17 protein-coding genes are annotated in these 21,553 nt (G+C 71.4%); 8 read left to right on the top strand and 9 right to left on the bottom strand.

Annotated elements, in window-relative coordinates; genetic code table 11:
* Nucleotides 1-31: 31 nt before the first annotated feature.
* Entirely contained in the window at nt 32-781 is a 750-nt protein-coding gene (locus YWY_RS0104740; RefSeq protein WP_028846666.1) for an acyltransferase, read from the bottom strand.
* 130 nt (nt 782-911) lie between these two features.
* Here YWY_RS0104740 and YWY_RS0104745 point away from each other — a divergent pair, with 130 nt between their 5' ends.
* The 3 genes from YWY_RS0104745 (at nt 912) to YWY_RS0104755 (ending at nt 3,830) form a co-directional block, all read left to right on the top strand.
* Entirely contained in the window at nt 912-1,391 is a 480-nt protein-coding gene (locus YWY_RS0104745) for a SixA phosphatase family protein (protein WP_028846667.1), read from the top strand.
* Between the two features lie 63 nt (nt 1,392-1,454).
* Complete coding sequence (locus YWY_RS0104750) at nt 1,455-2,426, top strand: nucleoside hydrolase (RefSeq protein WP_028846668.1); 972 nt, start codon at nt 1,455-1,457, stop codon at nt 2,424-2,426.
* Nucleotides 2,427-2,492: 66 nt separating this feature from the next.
* Complete coding sequence (locus YWY_RS0104755) at nt 2,493-3,830, top strand: serine/threonine-protein kinase (protein ID WP_028846669.1); 1,338 nt, start codon at nt 2,493-2,495, stop codon at nt 3,828-3,830.
* On the opposite strand, the gene YWY_RS0104760 is transcribed toward YWY_RS0104755, so the two are convergent.
* The 6 genes from YWY_RS0104760 to glgP form a co-directional block, all read right to left on the bottom strand.
* A complete protein-coding gene (locus YWY_RS0104760) occupies nt 3,820-4,356 on the bottom strand; it encodes a P-loop NTPase family protein (protein ID WP_028846670.1) in 537 nt (178 codons plus the stop codon). The two genes, YWY_RS0104755 and YWY_RS0104760, sit on opposite strands and share 11 nt — an antisense overlap.
* 34 nt (nt 4,357-4,390) lie before the next feature.
* Entirely contained in the window at nt 4,391-5,551 is a 1,161-nt protein-coding gene (locus tag YWY_RS0104765; RefSeq protein WP_028846671.1) for a class I SAM-dependent methyltransferase, read from the bottom strand.
* Nucleotides 5,551-6,558, bottom strand: coding sequence for a class I SAM-dependent methyltransferase (locus YWY_RS20325; RefSeq protein WP_051309866.1), 1,008 nt, complete (start codon nt 6,556-6,558; stop codon nt 5,551-5,553). Before YWY_RS20325 ends, YWY_RS0104765 begins: the two co-directional genes overlap by 1 nt.
* Nucleotides 6,559-6,624: 66 nt before the next feature.
* Nucleotides 6,625-7,404: an enoyl-CoA hydratase/isomerase family protein gene (locus YWY_RS0104775; protein ID WP_028846672.1), complete on the bottom strand. Its 780-nt coding sequence runs from the start codon at nt 7,402-7,404 to the stop codon at nt 6,625-6,627.
* A gap of 48 nt (nt 7,405-7,452) precedes the next feature.
* Entirely contained in the window at nt 7,453-8,217 is a 765-nt protein-coding gene (locus YWY_RS0104780) for an ABC transporter ATP-binding protein (protein ID WP_051309867.1), read from the bottom strand.
* A gap of 352 nt (nt 8,218-8,569) precedes the next feature.
* Entirely contained in the window at nt 8,570-11,071 is a 2,502-nt protein-coding gene (glgP, locus tag YWY_RS0104790) for an alpha-glucan family phosphorylase (RefSeq protein ID WP_028846674.1), read from the bottom strand.
* A gap of 167 nt (nt 11,072-11,238) precedes the next feature.
* On the opposite strand from glgP, the gene YWY_RS0104795 reads away from it, so the two are divergent.
* Nucleotides 11,239-12,672 carry a neutral zinc metallopeptidase gene (locus tag YWY_RS0104795; RefSeq protein WP_028846675.1) on the top strand — a complete coding sequence of 478 codons (1,434 nt, stop codon included), beginning with the start codon at nt 11,239-11,241 and terminating at the stop codon, nt 12,670-12,672.
* A gap of 283 nt (nt 12,673-12,955) precedes the next feature.
* On the opposite strand, the gene YWY_RS0104800 is transcribed toward YWY_RS0104795, so the two are convergent.
* Complete coding sequence (locus tag YWY_RS0104800; RefSeq protein WP_028846676.1) at nt 12,956-13,882, bottom strand: tetratricopeptide repeat protein; 927 nt, start codon at nt 13,880-13,882, stop codon at nt 12,956-12,958.
* A gap of 79 nt (nt 13,883-13,961) precedes the next feature.
* Between YWY_RS0104800 and YWY_RS0104805 the strand changes: the two genes are divergently transcribed.
* A complete protein-coding gene (locus YWY_RS0104805; protein WP_028846677.1) occupies nt 13,962-14,474 on the top strand; it encodes a MarR family winged helix-turn-helix transcriptional regulator in 513 nt (170 codons plus the stop codon).
* 13 nt (nt 14,475-14,487) lie between these two features.
* Here YWY_RS0104805 and YWY_RS0104810 read toward each other — a convergent pair whose 3' ends face one another.
* Nucleotides 14,488-14,835 carry a DUF3817 domain-containing protein gene (locus YWY_RS0104810; RefSeq protein WP_028846678.1) on the bottom strand — a complete coding sequence of 116 codons (348 nt, stop codon included), beginning with the start codon at nt 14,833-14,835 and terminating at the stop codon, nt 14,488-14,490.
* 1,709 nt (nt 14,836-16,544) lie between these two features.
* Here YWY_RS0104810 and YWY_RS0104815 point away from each other — a divergent pair.
* The 3 genes from YWY_RS0104815 to YWY_RS0104825 are packed head-to-tail and all read left to right on the top strand — an operon-like array spanning nt 16,545 to nt 21,546.
* Nucleotides 16,545-19,151, top strand: a complete 2,607-nt coding sequence (locus tag YWY_RS0104815; protein WP_245566556.1) for a serine/threonine-protein kinase — start codon at nt 16,545-16,547, stop codon at nt 19,149-19,151.
* Nucleotides 19,148-20,245 carry a PP2C family protein-serine/threonine phosphatase gene (locus YWY_RS20330; protein WP_051309755.1) on the top strand — a complete coding sequence of 366 codons (1,098 nt, stop codon included), beginning with the start codon at nt 19,148-19,150 and terminating at the stop codon, nt 20,243-20,245. Before YWY_RS0104815 ends, YWY_RS20330 begins: the two co-directional genes overlap by 4 nt.
* Entirely contained in the window at nt 20,242-21,546 is a 1,305-nt protein-coding gene (locus YWY_RS0104825; RefSeq protein WP_028846680.1) for a vWA domain-containing protein, read from the top strand. Before YWY_RS20330 ends, YWY_RS0104825 begins: the two co-directional genes overlap by 4 nt.
* The last annotated feature ends 7 nt before the right edge of the window (nt 21,547-21,553 follow it).

The raw sequence follows: 21,553 nt of genomic DNA on the forward strand, positions 1-21,553 counted from the left end.
GGCTACCGGGACGCGGCGGCGGGGCCGCGAGCTAGCCGAGCGTCTTGCGCAGGGCCGCCTTGGCTTTCCGCGCCATGTCCGCCACGGCCTCCCGCCGCTGGCGGTCTATCTCGTACTGCTCCTTGCGGTCCTTGACCACGCGCGCCGGGATCCCGACCGCGATGCTGTATTCGGGGATGTCACCGCGTACCACGGCGTGCGCCCCGATGACGCTGCCGCGGCCGATCCGGGTGCCCTTGGTGACCGTCACCTTGGTCCCCAACCAGGTGTCCGGGCCGATGCGCACCGGCGCCTTGACGATGCCCTGGTCCTTGATCGGCACCGTGATGTCGGTGGTCACGTGGTCGAAATCGCAGATGTACACCCAGTCGGCCACCAGCGTGGCGTCGCCGATCTCGATGTCCAGGTAGCAGTTGACCACGTTCTGCCTGCCGAAGACGGCCTTGTCGCCGATGCGCAGCGAGCCTTCGTGGCAGCGGATGGCGTTGCCGTCGCCGATGTGCACCCACTTGCCGATCTCCAGCCTGCCGTAGCCGGGGCGGCAGTGCAGCTCGACGTTCTTGCCCAGGAACACCATGCCGCGCAGCACCACGTGCGGGTTGGCGAGCCGGAACTTCAACAGCCGGTAGTACCGGACCAGGTACCACGGGGTGTAGGCACGGTTACGGACGATCCAGCGCAGCGAGTCCATGGTGAAGAACCGTGCCTGCTCCGGGTCCTTGCGCATGCGGCGCCAGGCGGCCAGCCGCTGCAGCATCGGGGCACCCCACATCGACGTCATGTCGGACACCCTACTGGCGGGTCACGACCGGCCGATCGGACCCGGCGGACGACGCGCCGAACACTCGCCGGGCCCGGCGAAGCGCGAATCGTGACCGTGCGTTTGCGCACCGACGTGATAGGAATCGTGCATGGCCGACCGCAGGATCACCCTCTTCCGCCACGCCAAGGCCGCATGGCCGGACGACGTGGACGACATCGACCGGCCGCTGGCCGATCGCGGCGAAGCGGATGCCCCCGTCGCCGGGCGCTGGCTCGCCGGCCAGCCATTGCCCTCGCTGGTGCTGTGCTCCCCTGCGGTCCGGGCCCGCCGCACGTGTGAGCTCGCCATGGCCGCGTTGCCGGACATCCCCATCCGGATCGAGGAGCGGATCTACGCCGCCTCCGCGGGCGACCTGCTGGACGTGGTCCACCAGCTGCCCGGCGACACCCGGCACGTCATGCTGGTCGGCCACAACCCGGGCCTGTCCCACCTGGCGGGCCTGCTCGCCGGGGAACGGATCGACCTGAGCACCGCAGGCATCGCGGTAGTCGCCTGGACCGGATCGTGGACCGACGCAGCCCCGGGCAAAGGGCGCCTGGTCGCCGCCGCCACCCCGCGCGCCCGTTAGCCGCCGTCGGCGGACCGCGTGCGGTGACAACGGTTCGCCCGGGCGATCGGGTTTGATGGGCACATGCCCGCGCTCATCATCGACACCGATCCCGGAGTGGACGACGCTTTCGCCATCGCACTCGCCGTGCTGGATCCCGACGTCACCCTGCTCGGCGTCACCACCGTCTACGGAAACGTCTCGGTTGACGCCACGACCCGCAACGCGCAGCGGATCCTGGCGCTGTGTGGCGCCAGCGGTGTTCCGATCGCCCGGGGTGCCGAACGCCCGCTCGTTCATCCCCACCCGCACCGTGCGCGCTATGCCCACGGTTCGGACGGCCTCTCCGGCCGGTCCTCCGTCCTGCCCGACCCGATCGTGCCGACCGCAGACGCCGGTGCCGTCGAGCTCATGGTGTCCCTGCTGCGCGAGGCGACCGAACCCGTCGTGCTCGTCCCGATCGGGCCACTGACCAACATCGCCCTGCTGCTGGCGGCCTATCCGGAGATCAAGCCGCAGATCGACCGCGTGGTGATCATGGGCGGCGCGGTCGACGGCGGGAACGTCACCGCGCGCGCCGAATTCAACCTGTGGAGCGACCCGGAAGCGGCCCGTCGCGTACTGACCGAACCCGACGTGCGCTGCGTGCTGGTGCCGATGGACCTCACCTGCCGATGCGCGGTCGACGTGCCGTGGCTCGACCGGCTCGCGGCGTCCGGGCCGATCGGCGCGGCATTGCGCGAACTGACCACCGACTACCTGGAGTACTACACCAAGGCGCTGGGCCGGCCTGCGGTCGTCCTGCACGACGCGATCGCCGTGGCCGAGGCCATCTGGCCGGGCATGCTGCGCACCGAGGACTATCCGCTGGACGTCGAATGCGCCTTCGGACCGTCGCGTGGCGCGCTCGTCGCCGACCGCCGGCGTCGCGAGTTGATCGCCGAGACCGTGGCCACCGACACCGAGCCGGTCGCCGTCGCGGTTGACGTGGCGCCGGAATGGGGATTCGAAGGGGTGCGGGCCCGCCTGCTGGACGGGCTCACGCGAACCCGGTAACGACCGCGGCCGGAACCCGACAAACCGGAGGACCCGGTTTGCTCATGGCGCCAGGAGGAGGCGGGGGTGGGACAGCCGAACGGCCGGGTGATCGCCGGCCGCTACCGGCTCACCCGCAAGCTCGCCAGCGGCGCGATGGGCGCCGTGTGGCTGGCCCACGACGAAGTGCTGAACCGGGCCATCGCGGCCAAGCAGATGCTGCTGCCGCCGGGGACGGCCGACGACGAAGCCGAGCAGGCGCGCCAGCGCGTGCTGCACGAGGCCAGGGTGGCCGCGCGGATCTGCCACGCCAACGCGATCACCATCTTCGACGTGGCGGACGACGGTGGCGAGCCGGTGCTGATCATGGAGTACCTCTCCTGCCGCACGCTGGCCCACGTTCTGGCCGAGCGCGGCCACCTGTCACCGGCCGAGGTGGCTCGGATCGGCGCCCCGGTCGCTGCCGCGCTGGCCGCCGCGCACGCCCAAGGGGTCGTCCACCGCGACGTCAAGCCGGCGAACATCCTGCTCGCCGACAGCCCGGACGGGCTGGTGAAACTGACCGACTTCGGAATCGCCCACGTCAACGGTGACGTCGTCGGCGCAGCCGGGCCGCTGATCGGTTCCCCGGCTTACGTGGCGCCCGAGTCGATCCGCGGAGCCGAGCCCACACCGGCCGCGGACGTGTTCTCCCTCGGCGCCACGCTCTATCGCGCGGTCGAAGGCCACCTGATCTACGGTGACCTCGCCAAGCGCGCCGACGTGCTGCAGGCAGCTGCCGACCACCGGATCGTCCCGCCACGCCACGCGGGCCCCCTGACCCCGCTGCTGCGCGCGATGCTGACCCCGGATCCCGCGCAACGACCCACCATGCGCGAGGTGCACCACCGGCTGCGCGCGGTGCTGGCCGAGACGACGAGCTCGACGCCTGCCCCTGACCAGCCGGACTCCGCTCCGGCACGCCGCCCGACGCGGAGCCGTCCGCGCAACAGGCAGCCCAGGACGCTGGTGACCACCGGCTCGATCGTGACCATCGTGCTGGTCTTCGTGCTGGTCATGGCCACCATGGGGTTTCAACCGGAGCGCAAGGACGTCCGCGCGGCCGGTGACGGTGTCAGCCCCACCGATCGTGCCGCCGTGGCGACGCGGTTCTACCACGTCCTGCCGAGGGACACCGACACCGCGTGGACGATGCTCACACCGCGGGCGAGGGCGACCGGCCGCGCCGAGTTCGACGCCTACTGGGACTCGGTCGGGTCGGTCACCATCATCGAATCGGCCGACGTCGCCGGGCGCACGGTCACCATCGGCGTCCTGGTCGATCACGAAGGGCGTCCGTCGTTCCAGCGCACCGAGCTGGAGATCGTCAAACGCGGCGACAAGCTGCTGATCGACTCCATCCGGCGGACGACAGTCAGGCGTTAGCCAGCGAAGCGAGCCACGCGTTCACCTCACGCCGTCGCCGCAGCCGGATCACCTCCGGCCCGTCCGGGTCGGCGATCATCGCCTCGATGCGTCGCCGCTTGACCCGGAACGAGCGCATGTGCCACAGCAGCAGCGAGTCGCGGCTCAGCTGCAGCCGCAGTGATTCGCGATTGCCGTTGCAGATCTCTTCCCGCGAGACCAGTCGGCGCAGGGTGCGCCGCAGCAGCTGCCACATGCTCAGCCAGCGCGGCAGGTCCAGCGCCACGACCAGCTCGGCCCGCTGAAGCACCACCGACTCCCAGGCGCCGTAGGCGGCGTCGAGGATCCACCGGTCGCCGGCACAAATGGCGCTCATCCGCCGGATCTGCTCCTGCCGTGGCAGCTGCACCCACCCCGGCTGCCACATGAGGTCGTCGACCGAGTACCACGGCAACCCGGTGATCCGGCTCAGTTGCCGGGCGACGGTGGTCTTGCCGGAGCCCGTGACGCCGTAGACCAGCACGCGACGAGCTGCCAAGTCGACCATGCCCGTCACGACATGAGCCGGGCCGGTCGATGCATCAGGGGATGCGGTGTGCCTGGCACACGAAGGCCATCGGCGTTCGCCCGATCCGGGTCAGCACGACGGTCGCCTCGTTCTCGCCACCGAGCTTGAGCCGCGGCCGGAGTTCGTTGGGATCGACGTCGAGACCGCGGACCAGGATCTCCACCCTGCCGACCGCCAGCCGCCGCAGCGTCAGCCGCAGGTCCCTCTCCCGGTATCGGCCGAACTCGCGCACCCGGAAGGCCCGCGTGCCCGGCGGCGGCCGATTCCCGGTCAAGTAGGCGATGTGCTCGTCGAGCTGCCACAACCCGTGCCGGGCGGCGTACTGGCGCACCAACCCGGCCCGCACCACCGCACCGTCCGGATCGACGATCCACTCCCCCGGCTCACCGACCGGGCACTCGTCCGGTTCGTCGTCGGTGACCGTCCACGCCGTTCCGTCGCTGCGCAGAACGGTCGCACGTCGCCGCGCTGTCGCCACCGTGCCGCGCCACAGGCACGCCTCGCGCACTTGGCCGTCCAACGACACCACTTCGCGCTCGTCCGCCCACGGCACGGCCTCCGGCGCGATGCCGGGTGCACACTTCACCACCAGGTCGCACTTGGCGTAGGCCTGCACGAGAGCATCCAGCGGCGGCACGAAGTCCTCGGGCTTCCAGCGCCGGCGTCCACGCCTGTCCCGGCGCGCCGGGTCCGCCACGATCACCGTTCCGCGGCTGACCGGGCGCAGCGCATCCGCTTGGACCAGACCGGCTGCGGGGACGTTGTGCCGGGCCATGGCCAGCCGTACGACATCGATGTCGGACCCCAGGCACCGCGCAGCGGTCCGCTGCAGCTCGACCAGGTCCGCTCCGATCGAGCAGGTCACGTCGTGCACGTCGCGTCCGGTCAGCCGTGCAGCACGGTGCCGGGCGACGGCCGTCGGCGTGGCCTGCTGCAACGCGTCATCGCTGAACAGCCAGTGGTCCGCGCCCACCAGCTTGCCCGCCGCTTTGCGGCGCAGCAGCAGCGTCTCCAGCACCGCAGGCGCGCGGGCACCGGCGATCTCCCGCGCCGCCGCCACGTCTCGCACCATGCTGCGTTCGGTCAGCTCCAGCCCGGAGCAGGCGCGCAACGCCTCCGCCCCGTCGGCTGAGCGGAGAAACGCCACGTCGTCGAGCGTGAACGCGTAGCCCACTAGTTCCCAGGCTTGGTCCCGGTGATCATCACGTTGTAGAACACCGACCGCGGCAGCACCTTGGCTAGCACAGTGCGGTCCAGCGCGATCAGCCGCTGCCAGGAGCGATAAGCGAACCACCGCCAGCCGGGCGTCAGCTTCTCCGGCGGCACCGCGGCCTCGAACGTCCGTACCGGCCAGCCGAACAGTGCCGCAGTGAACTCGTCGGTCACCGCACGCACGTTCAGCGAGCCGGCCTGCCGCGCCCAGCGCTCCAGCTCAGCCGGGTCGAACGTGTGCAGGTCGACCACGGCTTCCAGGGCGGCGGCCCGTGACGACTCGTCGAGCTCACGCTGCGGCCTCCGCCACGCCCGCAGCGCGGGCAGCCGGGTGACGTTCGTGGTCACGAACCAGGTCAGGCGGCCCAGCCTGCGGGCGTACCAGTCGCCGATCTTCGTCGGCTCGCCGCAGAAGACGAAGCGCCCGCCCGGCTTGAGCACCCGCAGCACCTCGCGCAGGGCCTTGCGCACGTCCGGGATGTGGTGCAGGACGGCGTGCCCGACGACCAGGTCGAACGTGTCGTCGTCGTACGGGATCCGTTCGGCGTCGGCGACCCGGCCGTCGACGTCGAGGCCGAGCCGCTCGGCGTTGCGCAGCGCCGTCTGCACCATGCCGGGCGACAGGTCGGTGACCGAGCCCTTCTTGATGACGCCACCCTGCATCAGGTTGAGCAGGAAGAACCCGGTCCCGCTGCCCAGCTCCATCGCGCTGTCGTAGCTGGCGGGCTCGTCGCCTGCCACGGCGCGGAACACCTCGACCGCGTAGGTGATGCACCGCTCGTCGTAGGAGATGGACCACTTCTCGTCGTAGGTGCCTGCCTCCCAGTCGTGGTAGAGCACGTTGGCCAGCTTGGGGTCGTTCCTGGCCGCCTCCACCTCCTCGGCGGTGGGGTGCGGGCGCGGCTTCGGGTCGGCCTGCTGCCCTGCTTGTCCGGCTGCCTCCTGCTCGGAGTGCGCCGCCGGGTCGATGACGTCGGTCACGTACCGTCTCACTTCCGTGTTCGATGTGCTGGCTGCTCGGCACCGCGCCCGGCGTCAGCGCCCGGTGAAGGTGGCCTTCCCCGGGCCGTTCTCGATGAACGAGGTCATGCCCGCGCGCTGGTCCTCGGTCGCCCACAGCGCGGAGAACAGGTGGCTCTCCAGCCGCAGGCCGCTGGTCAGGTCGGTGTCCAGGCCGCCGTCGATGGCCGCCTTCGCCGCGGCCAGGGCGCGCATCGGCCCCTCGGCGAACTGGGCCGCCCACTTGTGCGCCGTGGCGTAGACGTCGTCCGCTGGCACCACCTCGTCGACGATGCCCAGCGCCAGCGCCTCCTCGGCGGGCACGAACCGGCCGGTGTAGATCAGGTCCTTGGCCTTGCTCGGGCCGATCAGCCGGGCCAGCCGCTGTGTGCCGCCCATGCCGGGGATGATGCCCAGCAGGATCTCCGGCTGACCCACCTTGACGTTGTCGCCCGCCACCCGGCGGTCTGCGGCCAGCGCCAGTTCCAGGCCACCGCCGAGCGCGTACCCGGTGATCGCGGCCACCGTGGGCTTCGGGATCTCCGCGACCGCGGTGATCGCCGAGCTCAGCAGCGGCGCGGCGGCGGCCATCTCGGCGTAGTCCATGGCCGCCATCTCCTTGACGTCCGCACCACCGGCGAACGTCTTCTCCCCGCCGTAGATCACCACCGCACGGACGTCGTCCCGCTCGGCCGCCTCGCGCGCGGCCTGCCGGATCTCCTCCTGCATCTGGCGGTTCAGGGCGTTGACCGGAGGACGCTCCAGTCGAATCGTGCCGACCTTTGCCTCGACCTCAAGACGTACGAACTCTGCCACCCGCAGCTCCTCCGGCTTCGTCCAGCTGGATGTCTACTCGCCGGTAGGCTACCGCCTGCGGGCGAAGTAGCGCTCGCCCCACTGCTCCAGCAGCAGGTCCTCGCCGAAGGTGGCGGACAGGTTCTCCGCGGTGAGCACGTCGTCGATCGGGCCGGCGGCCACCGCGCGGCCGTCGCGCAGCAGCAGCGCGTTGGTGAAGCCCGGCGGGATTTCCTCCACGTGGTGGGTGACCAGCACGATGGCGGGCGCGTCCGGGTCCTTGGCCAGCATCGACAACCGGCCGACCAGGTCCTCCCGGCCGCCCAGGTCCAGCCCGGCCGCCGGTTCGTCCATCAGCAGCAGTTCCGGGTCGGTCATCAGCGACCGGGCGATCAGCGTGCGCTTGCGTTCCCCCTCCGACAGCGTGCCGTAGGCCCGGTCGGCCAGGTGCGCCACGCCGAGCGCCTTCATCAGCTCCTCGGCCCGCTCGGCGTCGATCTCGTCGTAGTGCTCGCGCCAGCGGCCGACGACCGCATAGCCGGCGGACAGCACCAGGTCGCGCACGGTTTCGTCGGCAGGCACGCGCGCGGCCAGCGCCGCCGAGGCGAATCCGATGCGCGGGCGCAGCTCGAACACGTCGGTGCGGCCCAGCCGCTCCCCCAGCACGTGCGCGACCCCCGACGTGGGGTGCAGCTCGGCGGCGGCGATGCGCAGCAGCGTGGTCTTGCCCGCCCCGTTCGGGCCGAGCACCACCCAGCGCTCGTCCAGTTCCACCGCCCAGTCCAGCCGGTCCAGCAGCGTCGATCTGCCGCGCCGCACGCCGACCCCGGACATGTGCACGACCAAGTCGTTCGGGTCCTCGGGCAGGACGAACTCCACGGCGGGACGGGATCGGTTCACCTGGCTGGCTCCCGGGTTGTCGGTGGGCTCTGGGGACGCTGACGATGCGGCCACGCCCTCATTCTGTCCTGGCGGATCCGGCAGCCGGTGGCGGCCCGCTTCCTGTGCGACCGGTTCCATACCGAACCGGCGGAGCAGCTTCCTGGCGAACAATCCGGTACGCATTCGGCTCACTTCGGCTCCGGCAGCACACGGTCGTGCGCGCCCGCTCCGGCCGCCTGCCCGGCGCCGGAGCAGCGGTCACACGTGCTGGTCGTCATGTCGCTTCACCCTACCGGCGCGCGGTTCACTGCACCGCGACCTTGCCCAGCTCGGCGGGTACCGCCAGCAGCTCGTGCTTGGGCAGCACCCGCACGGTGTAGCCGATCGAACCGGCACGCGGCATCGGCACCGTGGCGGAGAACCGCTGCGGGCTGCCGTCCGGCTGCATCGGGTGCGTGACGATGTCGTGCATCTGGTCGGTGTCCCCCACCCTGCCCAGGACGACCTGCACCTCCACCTCGTCCGGCCGCAGGCCGCCGAGCTCCACGGTGGCGCGCACCCGCACGTCCGTGCCCACCACCAGGTCACGGCCGTCGGTCTCCAGCTCGGAGTCGACCACTCGCACGCCGGGCCAGGCGCGCTCGACCTTGGCGCGGTAGGCGGCCAGGTCCTTGGCACCGGCGTAGGAGTTCGCGGTCAGCCGGGCGACCGTCTCGGCGGCGGGCAGGTAGCACCGTTGCACGTATTCGCGCACCATCCGGGACGCCTGCACCCACGGCCCGAGCGTCTGCAGCGTGTGCCGGACCATCGCGATCCACCTGGCGGGCACCCCGTTGTCGTCCCGCTCGTAGAACAACGGCGCCACCTGCTGGCCGAGCAAGTCGTACAGCGCCGCGGCTTCCAGCTCGTCCCGCCGCAACGGATCGGTCACCCCGTCCGCGGTCGGGATGGCCCAACCGTTGCGGCCGTCGTAGCCCTCGTCCCACCATCCGTCCTTGATCGACAGGTTCAGCCCGCCGTTGAGGGCGGACTTCATCCCGGATGTGCCGCACGCCTCCAGTGGCCGCGTCGGGTTGTTCAGCCACACGTCGCAGCCCCAGTACAGGTACCGCGCCAGCGCCATGTCGTAGTCGGGCAGGAACGCGATGCGATGCCGCACCGCGGGGTCGTCGACGAACTTGACGATCTGCTGGATGAGCGCTTTGCCGCCCTGATCGGCCGGGTGCGACTTGCCCGCGACGACGAACTGGATCGGCCGGTCTTCGTCCAGCAGCAGCGACCGCAACCGGTCGGGGTCGCGCAGCATGAGCGTCAGCCGCTTGTACGTCGGAACGCGCCGGGCGAATCCCACGGTCAGCACGTCCGGGTCGAACGCGCGCTCGGTCCAGCCCAGCTCCAACGGCGACGCGCCGCGTTGCAGCCACGCGTCCCGCAACCGGCGGCGCACCTCCGCGATCAGGATGCCGCGCAGGTGGCAGCGCAAGCGCCACAGCTGCTCGTCGGTGCAGTCCTGGTTGCGCTCGCGCAGCTCGAGCATCTGCCTGGCGGTCCAGGTCGGGCCGTGCACCCCGTTGGTCACCGAGGTGATCGGCACCTCGTCGGCGGGAAAGCCGGGCCAGAGCTTGTTGAACATGGCCCTGGACACCTCGCCGTGCAGCCGGGACACCCCGTTGGCGCGCTGGGTGAGGCGCAGCCCCATGTGCGCCATGTTGAACAGCCCCGGGTCGTCCTCCGCGCCGAGGCCGACGATCCGGTCCGGCTCGATGCCGGGCAGCAGCCTGCCGTCCGCGAAGTACCTGCGCACCTTCTCCACCGGGAACCGGTCGATGCCCGCGGGCACCGGGGTGTGGGTGGTGAACACCGTCCCGGCGCGCACTGCGGCGACCGCTTCGTCGAACGACAGGCCGTGCTCGTCGACCAGCTCGCGGACCCGTTCCAGGCCGAGGAACCCGGCATGGCCCTCGTTGGTGTGGAACACCTCCGGGTCGGGGTGGCCGGTCAGCTCGCAGTACTTGCGCACCGCGCGCACGCCGCCGATCCCGGCCAGGATCTCCTGCTGGAAGCGGTGATCGGTGTCGCCGCCGTAGAGCCGGTCGGTCACCGCACGGGCGTCCTCGTCGTTGTCCGGCACGTCGGCGTCCAGCAGCAGCAACGGCACCCGGCCGACCTGCGCCTTCCAGATCCGCGCGTGCAGCGTGCGGTCCCCGGGCAGGGCGACGTCGACCAGCACCGGCTTGCCGTCGGCGTCGCTGAGCAGCTCCAGCGGCAGCGCATTTGGATCGATGACCGGGTAGTGCTCGACCTGCCAGCCGTCCAGCGACAGCGCCTGACGGAAGTAGCCCGCCCGGTAGAACAGGCCGACGCCGATCATCGGCACCCCGAGGTCGGATGCCGCTTTCAGGTGATCGCCTGCCAGCACGCCGAGGCCCCCTGAGTAGTTCGGCAACGCCTCGGTGACACCGAACTCCATCGAGAAATAGGCGATGCCCTGGGGGCAATTGCCTTCCACGTTCCGCTGGTACCAGCGCGGCTTGGTCAAGTACTCGCGCAGGTCGTCGGCGGCTGCCCGGACGCGCTGCAGGAACTGCTGGTCCTCGGCCAGCGCGTCGAGCCGACGGGGATCGACCTCGACCAGGATGCGCAGCGGGTCACCGCCCACCTGGCCGGCCAGCACCGGATCGATCGAGGCGAACAGGTCACGCGTCGGCGGGTGCCAGGTCCACCGCAGGTTGGTGGCCAGCTCGGTGAGTCCGGCCAGCGGGGCGGGAATGCCCGCTCGCACGGTGAACCGTCGCACTGCCCTCATGCGTACCGAACATAGCGTGCGCGGACGTCCACCGACGGTGCCCGAGATCGCTCCTGCGTGTCAGATCACCGCGTTCGGCCCCCTCGCGGTCGCCTCGCTCGATATCGTGCGCTACGACGTGCCGACCTGGCCTGTGGGATTTCTGCGAAGCGAGACGACGAGACGAGATGACATACCGGGGTAAGACGCTGGCTGCGTGCCTGTTGATCGGGACGTTGGGCGCCGGCGGGTGCGGCCCGACCACCGCGGGGACACCGACCGGACCGGACGTCGGCAAAGTGGCCGACCTGCCGGTGACGCACTTCGAGAGCGGCCTGAAGCCGGACGCGCCGGAGCCGGACATTCCGGTGGAGAACGCCACCAACGACCAGGCGGACAAGATCGCGATCGCCACCATCGCCGACATCAGCCAGTTCTGGGCCGAGACCATGCCCAAGGATTTCGGCATGGACTTCCAGCAGGTCAAGCGGCTGCTGTCGTACGACTCGAACACCGACACGATCGAGATGTGCGGGCGCAGCGTGCAGGGTGAGATCAACGCGTTCTTCTGCCCGCCGGAGGACGCGGTGGCCTGGGATCGCGGCGAGCTGCTCCCCCGGCTGATGAAGCTGTACGGCGACGTCGCCCCGATCGCCGTGCTGGCACACGAGTACGGCCACGCGGTGCAGCACCGGCTGGGCGACAAAGCGGGCATCCCGTCCGACGGGCCGGAGCCGAAGACGATCGTGCTGGAAGCGCAGGCCGACTGCTTCACCGGCGCCTACTTCCGGTGGATCGTGGAGGGCAAGTCCAAGTACTTCCAGGTGTCCACCGCCGAAGGCCTCAACGCGGCGCTGAGCACCATGTACCTGGTGCGTGACGCACCCGGGAAGCTGGCCGGCGAGGTCGGGGCGCACGGCACCGCGTTCGACCGCACGCTGGCCTTCCGCGAAGGCTTCACCGACGGCCCGAAGAAGTGCGCCTCCTACGACGAGCAGCTGATCCGGGAGCGCACCACCCAGTTCAGGTTCAGCAAGTCCGACCGCGACCGCGGCGACATGCCGGTGACCGAGGACTCGGTGCGGTTGGTCAAGGAAAGCCTGGACCGGGTGTTCGGCGGTCAGGGCGCGCCGGAGCTGCGGACCACCGGCGGCACCTGCCCGGACGGCAGCGGCACCCCGCCCACGTCGTACTGCCCGGACGAGAACGTGGTCACCGTCGACCTGGCCGCGCTGGCCCAGATCGGCACCCCGATCGACCGTGGGCGGGAGATGGCGGGCGAGGCCTCGGCGGGCAAGGGCGACTTCGCCGCGTACGCGTCGCTGGCCTCCCGGTACACCCTGGCGGTACAGAAGGCCGAGGGGAAGCCGATCGACGACATGGAGGCGGCGCTGCGCGCGGCGTGCCTGACCGGCGCGTGGGCGAAAGGCGTGCAGAACCCGGAACAGGCCAACGGCCCGGTGATCCGGCTCTCCCCCGGTGACGTGGACGAGGCGATCCTGGAGATGCTGCAGCCGGAGAGCCTCATCGGATCCAACGTCAGCGGCGGCCAGGTGCCGAGCGGATTCCTGCGGGTCGAAGCGTTCGGCAAGGGCTACCTCGAAGGGCGCGACGCCTGCTGAGCGAGCGCAGCGGCGCACCGGAAATCGCCTGACCAGCCGGGGATCCGGTGCGCAGGCACCCCGACGAGGCGAACGCGGCCTCATACGGACGGATCGCCGTCACCAGGCGCAGCCCATGCGGTTCGTGCTCCGGCCGAACCGCTGGGAGGTGACGGCCGCACGCACACGGCCGGGTGTGCGGGTGGCCGTCTGCCCTGGCGGGCTCGGCGGGGAGCCCAGCACCGCCCGTCCGGTCACCCGCGACGACCGAGCACCGGGAACGCAGCAGCAGTCGTCGGGGCCGTCAGTACAGCGCGGAGGCCAGATCCCGGCGTGCCTTGGCCACCCGCGGGTCGGCGGTGTCGAACAGCTCGAACAGCTCGACCAGGTGCGCCCGCAGCTTGTCCCTGTCCTCCCCCGCGGTGCGGCGAATCGCGGCGATCAACCGGTCGAACGCCGCCTCCGGCCTGCCGTTGGCCACCTCGAAGTCGGCCGCCTGCATCGCCGCTGCCACGTCCGCCGGGTCCGCGTCGGCGCGCTGCACCGCCGACGGGTCGAGCTTGCCCGCCCTGGCCAGGAACTTCACCTGGGTCAGCGCCGCCTTCGCCTGCTCGTTCGCCGGTTCGTCGGCCAGGATCCGCTCGTAGGCGGCGGCCGCCGCGTCGAAATCACCCCGCTGCGCGGCCTCCTCCGCCTCGGTGAACCGCGGATCCGGCGGGGCCTGCTCGGCCGCCTGCTGTGCGGCCGCCTGCACGCCGGGCAGCTTGTCCTTCAACGCGGTCAGCAGCCGGTCCAGCCACTGCCGCACCTGCGGTTCCGGCAGCGCACCGGCGAACGCGTCGACCGGCTGCCCGCCGGCGATCGCCACCACCGTCGGGATGGACTGCGCGCCGAACAGCTGCGCGATGCGCGGGTTGGCGTCCACGTCCACCTTGGCCAGCACCCAGGCGCCGTTGGATTCCCCGGCCAGCCGCTCGAGCACCGGGCTCAGCTGCTTGCACGGCCCGCACCAGTCGGCCCACAGGTCGACCACCACGAGCTGCTGCATGGACCGCTCGACGACCTCGGCCTGGAACGTGGCCTCGGTGACGTCGACGACCGCCGCACCGGTGCCGCCCGCCGTGCCGTCCTGCGTGGCCTTGCCCTGCTTGGCCGCTTGCGCCTGCGCCTCGGCCCGTTGCTTGAGCGCGGTCAGATCCACCGCGCCGGAAATCCCACGTGGTGCAGTCACGGCTCCAATCTACCCAGCGGCACCCCCGCTCGGGGCAGCGGTTCGCGGTGCGTGCCCGGCCCACTGCTACTTTGCTGCCATGGATCGCCGCACCCCGTTGCCGTTCGACCCGATCGAGAGGGCAGCGCAGCTGTGGGCCGAGCGCATCGGCCCCTCGCGCACCATGGCCGCGGTCACCAGCGTGATGCGGGTGCAGCAGATCATCCAGTCGGCGGTGGACACCGCGCTCAAGCCGCACCAGCTGACGTTCGCCCGGTTCGAGGCGTTGGTGCTGCTGTCGTTCTCCCGCCGGTCGGCGCTGCCGATGCGGGTGATGGGCGAACGGCTGCAGCTGCACCCGACGTCGGTCACCAACATCGTGGACCGGCTGGAGGCCGACGGCCTGGTCAAGCGGGTGCCGCATCCCAGCGACCGGCGGGCGACGCTGGTCGAGATCACCGAGCCGGGCAGGCAGCGGCTGAAGGCCGCCACCGAGGCGGTCACCTCGATCGACTTCGGGCTGAAGGGCCTGACCGAGCGGCAGACCCAGCAGCTCATCGACCTGCTGACCCGGGTGCGGAGAGCCAGCGGCGACTTCGAGGACCGCGACTGACGGCGGCCCGAACTCAGGCGGTCTGCAGGAACAGGCCCACGCCCGCCTGACGCCGCACACCGGCCTCGTCGAGCTTGCCAGTGCGCAGCGCCCACCGCTCGAACGGCCAGGTGCCCAGCGGCACCACCGCGGCGACTGCGGCGGCGACCAGCGTTCCCGCACTCCACCGGCACAACCGGGCCAGCACCAGCGCGGCGACGACGTAGCAGACGAACAACACACCGTGCACGAGGCCGAGCACGGGCACACCGCCGTCCCCCATGCCCACCGACCGGGCGATCATGCCCGCGATCAGGCCGGTCCACGACAGCGCTTCGGCCACCGCGACCACCTGGAACGTCTTGACGACCTTGCCGTGCACGCTTGTCCCTTCCCTTGCTCGTGCGGACCGTCCGTGGCGGACCCCGGCGCTCATTCTGCGGTCGTGACGCCGTTCACGGCGGCCGTGGCGGGCTCGCTTGAGACGGCCGACACAAGGCAGCCGGCCGCACCGGCCGAATGGGCGCCGAATGGGCATCGTCGCTGGTGATCGGGGGTGCCGGAGCGGGCGCACTGGATCGCCGGGCGGCGCATCCGCCACAGGCATCGGACCGGCAGCGCTGCATTACCGGACCCCCACGCCCGCCGCAGATGCCGGAAGGGGGCACGCCGCGTTGCCCGATGGCACACCCTGCACAAGCGTCGGAGCGGGCGGAGTGGTCGCCGGGCGGGGACCCAGCCGGAAGCATCGCACCGCGAGCGCTGCATTGCCGAACCGCGCTCCCGACGCAGGTATCGGGCCGGGCGTGCGACGTTGCCGGGCGGCGCACCCGTCGAGCCCCGGTAGCCGTCGCGCCGGCGCCGGGACGGTCGCGAGCTGGCACGAATCCGTCCCCGGCCAATTCGCCGACCGTGCCGGCGCCGGCTGACCTGCGGTACGGTCCCGATCCCCCTCACCCCGCACCACGGCCCCGACCTGCCTTGCCACACGGCACGGTCCGGACCCGGCTCGCCGCACCGCTTCCACGACCGTGCCCGGGCCACGGTCACGCGGGCATGGTTCGTGACCGAACGGTCAGCGGACGCTCGTCCCACCCGTGCCCGGCGCCGCACCGTCCGTGCTAACTCTGAAGAGTGAGCATCATCACGTCGATCCGCCTGCGACCTCGACGCAGGGCGACCATGCTTAACCCACTCGATGGACTTCGCTCGTGGGATCCGCGTCGGAAATTTGCCGATCTTGTGGTGTCGCCGGACCGGTTTTGCGGCTAGGTTGACGCGCATCACCGCAGGACCGTCCTACGGGCGGGCGATCGAGCAGCAGAACGCAACGAGGTGGAGACGAGGGATCGAGGGCGATGAGTTCTGCGGCCGGACACCGTCGGCCCCATTGCGGCCGGCCACCGCACGGCAGGGGAGCCTCGACACACCCGCCTGCGCCCGGGACTCGGAGTGCCACGAGAGCGATTGCGGGCGTGTCCCCGGGACCGACGGGCGACACAGATTTAATCGCCGACAAGAAATATGGGAAGTGTCCGGCGGGCGGCACCGTCGTTCGCGCGCCCGCGTGGCCGATCGGCCCGAAAATACGCCGGAATCCGTGCACCCGGTAACCGTGCATACGCGTGCAGTAAACGGGACTTCGCTTTCGTGACCTGCACGGATACGGTGACGACAGCGGACGGTGACAATTCCCCCGAACGACCACCCCCAGCAGGAATGAGAAGCACGTATGACCGTGGCATCCCCACCACGATCAACCGATGCGGTCCACCGGCGACCGCACGCCCGGAAACGTCCGGCCCAGCGCCGTTTTCCACCCCGGCACTCCTCCGGTGGTGCGCTGCGCCTGCTGGCTGACACCGCGTCACTGGGCGTGGCCGCGGCACGCACCACGGCAGTTCGCCGAACCGTGCGCCTCGCCGTGCAGGCCACCCCGGACGGCCCGCGACCCGAGCACAGCCGGACCAAGGGGACCGAAGTGATCGACAGCGTGACGGCGGCCGGCACTACCGGGCCGACCGCGTGGGCGGCCTTGCTCACCGCTACCGGACCGACATCCGGTGCGCGGCAGCGATTGAGGGAGTACCGATGAGGTGGCGACGCACCAGCAAGTCGACCGCTAGGCAGGCGGATGAGGCCCGCGCCGGTGACGGCAGCATGCGGACCGAGGTGATGGACAGGTCGCTCCCCGGCAACGAGGATCACGAGCGCAAGCCGGTCGTCGAGGCGCACGGCGAACGCGGCGGGGACAGCGCGCCGCAAGCGCCGGCCGATGCCATCCCGTGCCCGCGCGAGTCCTGCGACGGCACCCTCGACGAGGACAGGTTCTGTGTCGTCTGCGGCCTGGAAGCGCCCTCCGACGCGATCAAGCAAGCATCCCGGGCCGGCACCCCGGCGAAGGATGCGGCCGCCAAGGACGGTGCCGCCGAGCGCGGCTCGGACAGGGCCGCACAGCACACCGACGACGAGCCGTCCGAGCGCACCGGATCCCGGCGCGGGTCGCTGCGCACGGTCTCCCATCGCACGGTCTCGCAGCGCACCGGATCGGGGGCGACCGCACCCAGCGGCGGCTGGGCGGCCTCGTCGCACTCGGCGACCACCACCACCCGGGGCAGTGGGCCATCCCGGGCGTCCGGCCGCGGCATGCTCGGTGCCGGCCTGGTCGAGATGCCGCACGTGCCGTACCGGGATCCCACCGAGGTCGTGCTGAAGAACCCGATGGTGCCGGAACACCGCCGGTTCTGCAGCCGATGCGGCGCCAAGGTGGGACGCAGCACCGCCGGGCGGCCCGGCCGCACCGAGGGCTTCTGCTCACAGTGCGGGCAGCGCTTCTCGTTCACCCCCAAGCTGTTCCCCGGCCAGCTGGTGCACGGCCAGTACGAGGTGCTCGGCTGCCTGGCGCACGGCGGCCTCGGCTGGATCTACCTGGCCAGGGACCGCGCGGTCGCCGACCGATGGGTGGTGCTCAAGGGCCTGCTGGACACCGGGGACTCCGACGCCATGGCCGCCGCGCTCGCCGAGCGGCACTTCCTGGCCAAGGTCGAGCACCCGAACATCGTCAAGATCCACAACTTCGTCCAGCACCGCGATCAGCACGGCGACAACGTCGGCTACATCGTGATGGAGTACGTCGGCGGCCAGTCGCTGAAGGACATGATCAAGGAGCGGCGGGCGAAGTACGGCCCGAACGAGTGCCTGCCGCTGGAACAGGCCATCGCCTACACCATCGAGACGCTGCGCCCGCTCGGCTATCTGCACAGCATCGGGCTGCTGTTCTGCGACTTCAAGCCGGACAACGTCATCCAGACCCAGGAGCAGCTGAAACTCATCGACCTGGGCGCGGTGCGGCACGCCGACGACGACTCGTCCGCGGTGTTCGGCACCATCGGCTACCAGGCGCCGGAAGTGGAGACGGCAGGGCCGTCGGTGGCCTCCGACCTGTATGCGGTCGGGCGGTCGCTGGCGGTGATGAGCTTCCCGTTCGACTTCCAGAAGCGCTACCGCGATCACCTGCCCGCACAGCAGGACGTTCCGCTGCTGGCCGAGTTCGACTCGTTCGACCGGCTGCTGCGGCGCGCCACCGCGCTGGAACCGGAGCGGCGGTTCACCTCGGCCGCCGAGATGGCCGAGCAGCTCACCGGGGTGCTGCGCGAGGTGCTGTCCGCCAAGGACGGGCAGCCGCGGCCGGGGCCGTCCACCGAGTTCACCCCGGAACGGCGCAGCTTCGGCGTGATCTCCCAGCTGGACTCGTTCGACGCCCAGCGGCTGCGCCGGGTGGTCGACCCGCGGCAGGTGGCCAACGCGCTGCCGGTGACCCGGGTGGACAGCGACGACCCGGCGGCGGCGTTCCTGGCCTCGATCGGCACGTCCGACCCGGCCGAGCTGATCGAGATCCTCGGCGCCGAGAAGCCGACCGAGGAGATCCGGTTCCGGATGATCCGCGCCTACATCGAGCTCGGCGAGATCGACGAGGCGCTGCGCGCGGTCGACGAGCTGCTGGCCGGCTCCGGCGAGCACACGTCGCGTACCCAGTGGCGCGCGGAGTGGCACCGCGGGCTGGCTTTGCTGGCGGCGGGCCGGGCCACCGAGGCCAGCACCGCGTTCGACACCGTGCTCGACACGGTGCCCGGCGAGCTGGCCCCCAAGCTGGCACTCGCCGCCTGCGCGGAAGCCGAGGGCGACTGGGACTGGGCCGACTACTACTACCGCACCGTGTGGCGCACCGACCGCACCTACGTGAGCGCGGCGTTCGGGTTGGCCCGCGCCCTGCTGGCCAACGGGGCCAGCGAGGAGGCCACCGACGTGCTCAATTCGGTGCCGGAGACGTCCAGCCACTACATCGCGGCGCGGCTGCTGGCCATTCAGACCACCACGTCGGCCACCGATCCGGCGTCGCTGACCCCCGAGGACCTGGAGCGGGCGGGCAGACAGCTGAGCGCGCTCGAGCTCGACCCCGGCCGCCGCGCCCGGATGTCGGCCAAGCTGCTGGAGGCCGCGCTGGCCTGGACCACGTCCAACGGCACCGACGGCGACGCATCCGACCGCAAGGTGCTCGGCCGCCGGCTCACCGAGCACGAGCTGCGCAGCGGGCTGGAGGACGCCTACCGCGCGCTGGCCCGCCAGGCGTCCGACGAAGAGGAACGGGTGGCCCTGGTGGACCGCGCCAACCGAGTACGCCCGAGGACCTGGCTGTGACCACCCACCCGCCGAGCACGTCGATCTCGCTCGCCGACACCGAGCCGGTGCGGCCCAGCCAGGTGTGCCCCGGCTGCTCGTCGCCGGTGGGCTGGCACGACCGGTTCTGTGAGGTGTGCGGCCGCAACCTGCTGGTGCACCGCACCCCGGTCGGCGGGCCGGATCCGTCCGCGGCGGCGCAGGCGTGCGTGTCGTGCGATTTCGACCGGATCGACGCCGAGGGCTTCTGCCTGCGCTGCGGGCGGGCCCAGCCGCGCGGGCGGGACCGGGTGATCTACGACCTCGACGGCGTGGTGGCCGGGGTGAGCGATCGTGGCAGGCGCCGGACCCGGAACGAGGACGCGCTGGCGCTCGGCTTCCTGGGCCGCCGCGACGACCCGTCCTGCGTGGTGGCGGTCGTGTGTGACGGCGTGGCGTTCTCCTCGCGCGCGACCGAAGCGTCCCAGGCCGCCGCGGACACCGCGGTGGACATCCTGTTGTCGGCGATGTCCGGGGCCGCCGAACCGGTCGCGGCGACCCGTGCCGCGGCCGCGGCCGCCTCGGCCGCGGTCAACCGGCTGGCCGACGACCCCGGCGAGCTCACCGACGGACCGCCCGCGACCACCTACGTGTCGGCCGTGGTCACCGAGAACGAGGTGACCGTCGGCTGGCTGGGCGATTCCCGGGCCTACTGGCTGGCCACCGGCCCGCGCAGCACCCGGTCGCGCTGCTTGACGGTGGATCACACCAGGGCGAACGAGCTGGTCGCCTCGGGCGTGAACGCGGTGGACGCGGGTTCCGCGGAGGACGCCACCGCGCTGGCCCGCTGGCTGGGTGCCGACGCTGAGGACCCGCAGCCGCAGATCCAGCGGTTCCGGCCGCACGGGCCGGGCACGGTGCTGCTGTGCACCGACGGGCTGTGGGGGTACCTGAGCGGTCCACCGGTGCTGGCCGCGCACCTGCCGATCGGCGGGCGCGACCCGCTCGGCGCGGCGATGGGGCTCACCGACGCCGCCAACGAACGGGGCGGCAGGGACAACATCACCGTGGCCGCGATCCCGTTCCCGCTGCGCGGCGCCGACGAGGCGACGACGGCGAGGAGTGACGGCTCATGACCAGCTACCCGGAATTCCAGCTCGAGGTCGCGCAGAACCAGTACCTGGCCCCGGGCGCCACCCAGGTCGACGCCATCCTGACGGTGACGGCCGAGGCGCCGGAGGAAACGGCCACCACGGCCGCGGAGATCGTCATCGTGGACTGCTCGGCGTCGATGTACCGGCCGAGCAAGCTCAACGCGGCCAAGCAGGCCACCATGACCGCGATCGACGGGATCCGCGACGGCGTGGAGTTCGCGGTGATCGCGGGCAACGAATCCGCCCGGGTGGTGTACCCGCCGCAGCGCGAACCGACCCGGCTGGCGGTGGCCGACGAGCGGACCAAGGCGGAAGCCAGGCACGCGGTGGCCGGGCTGGAGACCAGCGGCGGCACCGCGATGGGGCGCTGGCTGTGGCTGGCCGACCAGCTGTTCGCCACCAGCGACGCGGAGATCCGGCACGCCATCCTGCTCACCGACGGCCGCAACGACAGCCAGGCCCCCAAGGAGCTGAACGCCACGCTGGACGACATCGCGGGCAACTTCGTGTGCGACTGCCGGGGCGTCGGCACCGACTGGGAGGTCGCCGAGCTGCGCCAGATCGCCCACGCGTTGCTGGGCAGCGTGGACATCGTGGCGGAGCCCGCCGACCTGGCCGCGGACTTCGCCGCGATGACCGAGGCCGCGATGAGCAAGGCGGTGGCCGACGTCGGGCTCCGGCTGTGGACGCCGCAGGGCGCCAGGATCGAGTTCGTCAAGCAGGTCGAGCCGACCCTGGACGACCTGACCGAGATGGGCGCACGGATCGACGCCCAGAGCATCGAGTACCCGACGGGTGCGTGGGGCAGCGAAACCCGCTCCTACCACGTGAAACTCCGGGTACCGCCGGCGGGTGTCGGCGACAAGATGCTGGCCTGCCGGGCACAGTTGGTCGCCTCCGGCCCGAAGGGGTCCGACGTGGTGCTCGGCAAAGCGCGCGTGCTGGCGGTGTGGACCGACGACGCCACGCTGTCCACCGCCATCGACCCGACGGTGGCGCACTACACCGGCCAGGCCGAGCTGGCCGACGCCATCCACGCGGGTCTTGCCGCACGCCGGGCGGGCGACGTCGAGACCGCCACGCAGAAGCTCGGCCGCGCTGTGGCCTTGGCCACACAATCCGGGCACGAAGACGCCGTGAACCTGCTGGCGGGCGTGGTGGAAGTGGAAGACGCGGTGCAGGGCACCGTGCGCCTGAAGAGTCGAGTCTCGGCCATCGACGAGATGACGTTGGACACCCGGTCGACGGTGACCAAGAGGGTCTCGCGACGCACCGGACTCTGAAAGGGTG

The sequence above is a fragment of the Thermocrispum agreste DSM 44070 genome (assembly GCF_000427905.1).
Lineage (GTDB): Bacteria > Actinomycetota > Actinomycetes > Mycobacteriales > Pseudonocardiaceae > Thermocrispum > Thermocrispum agreste.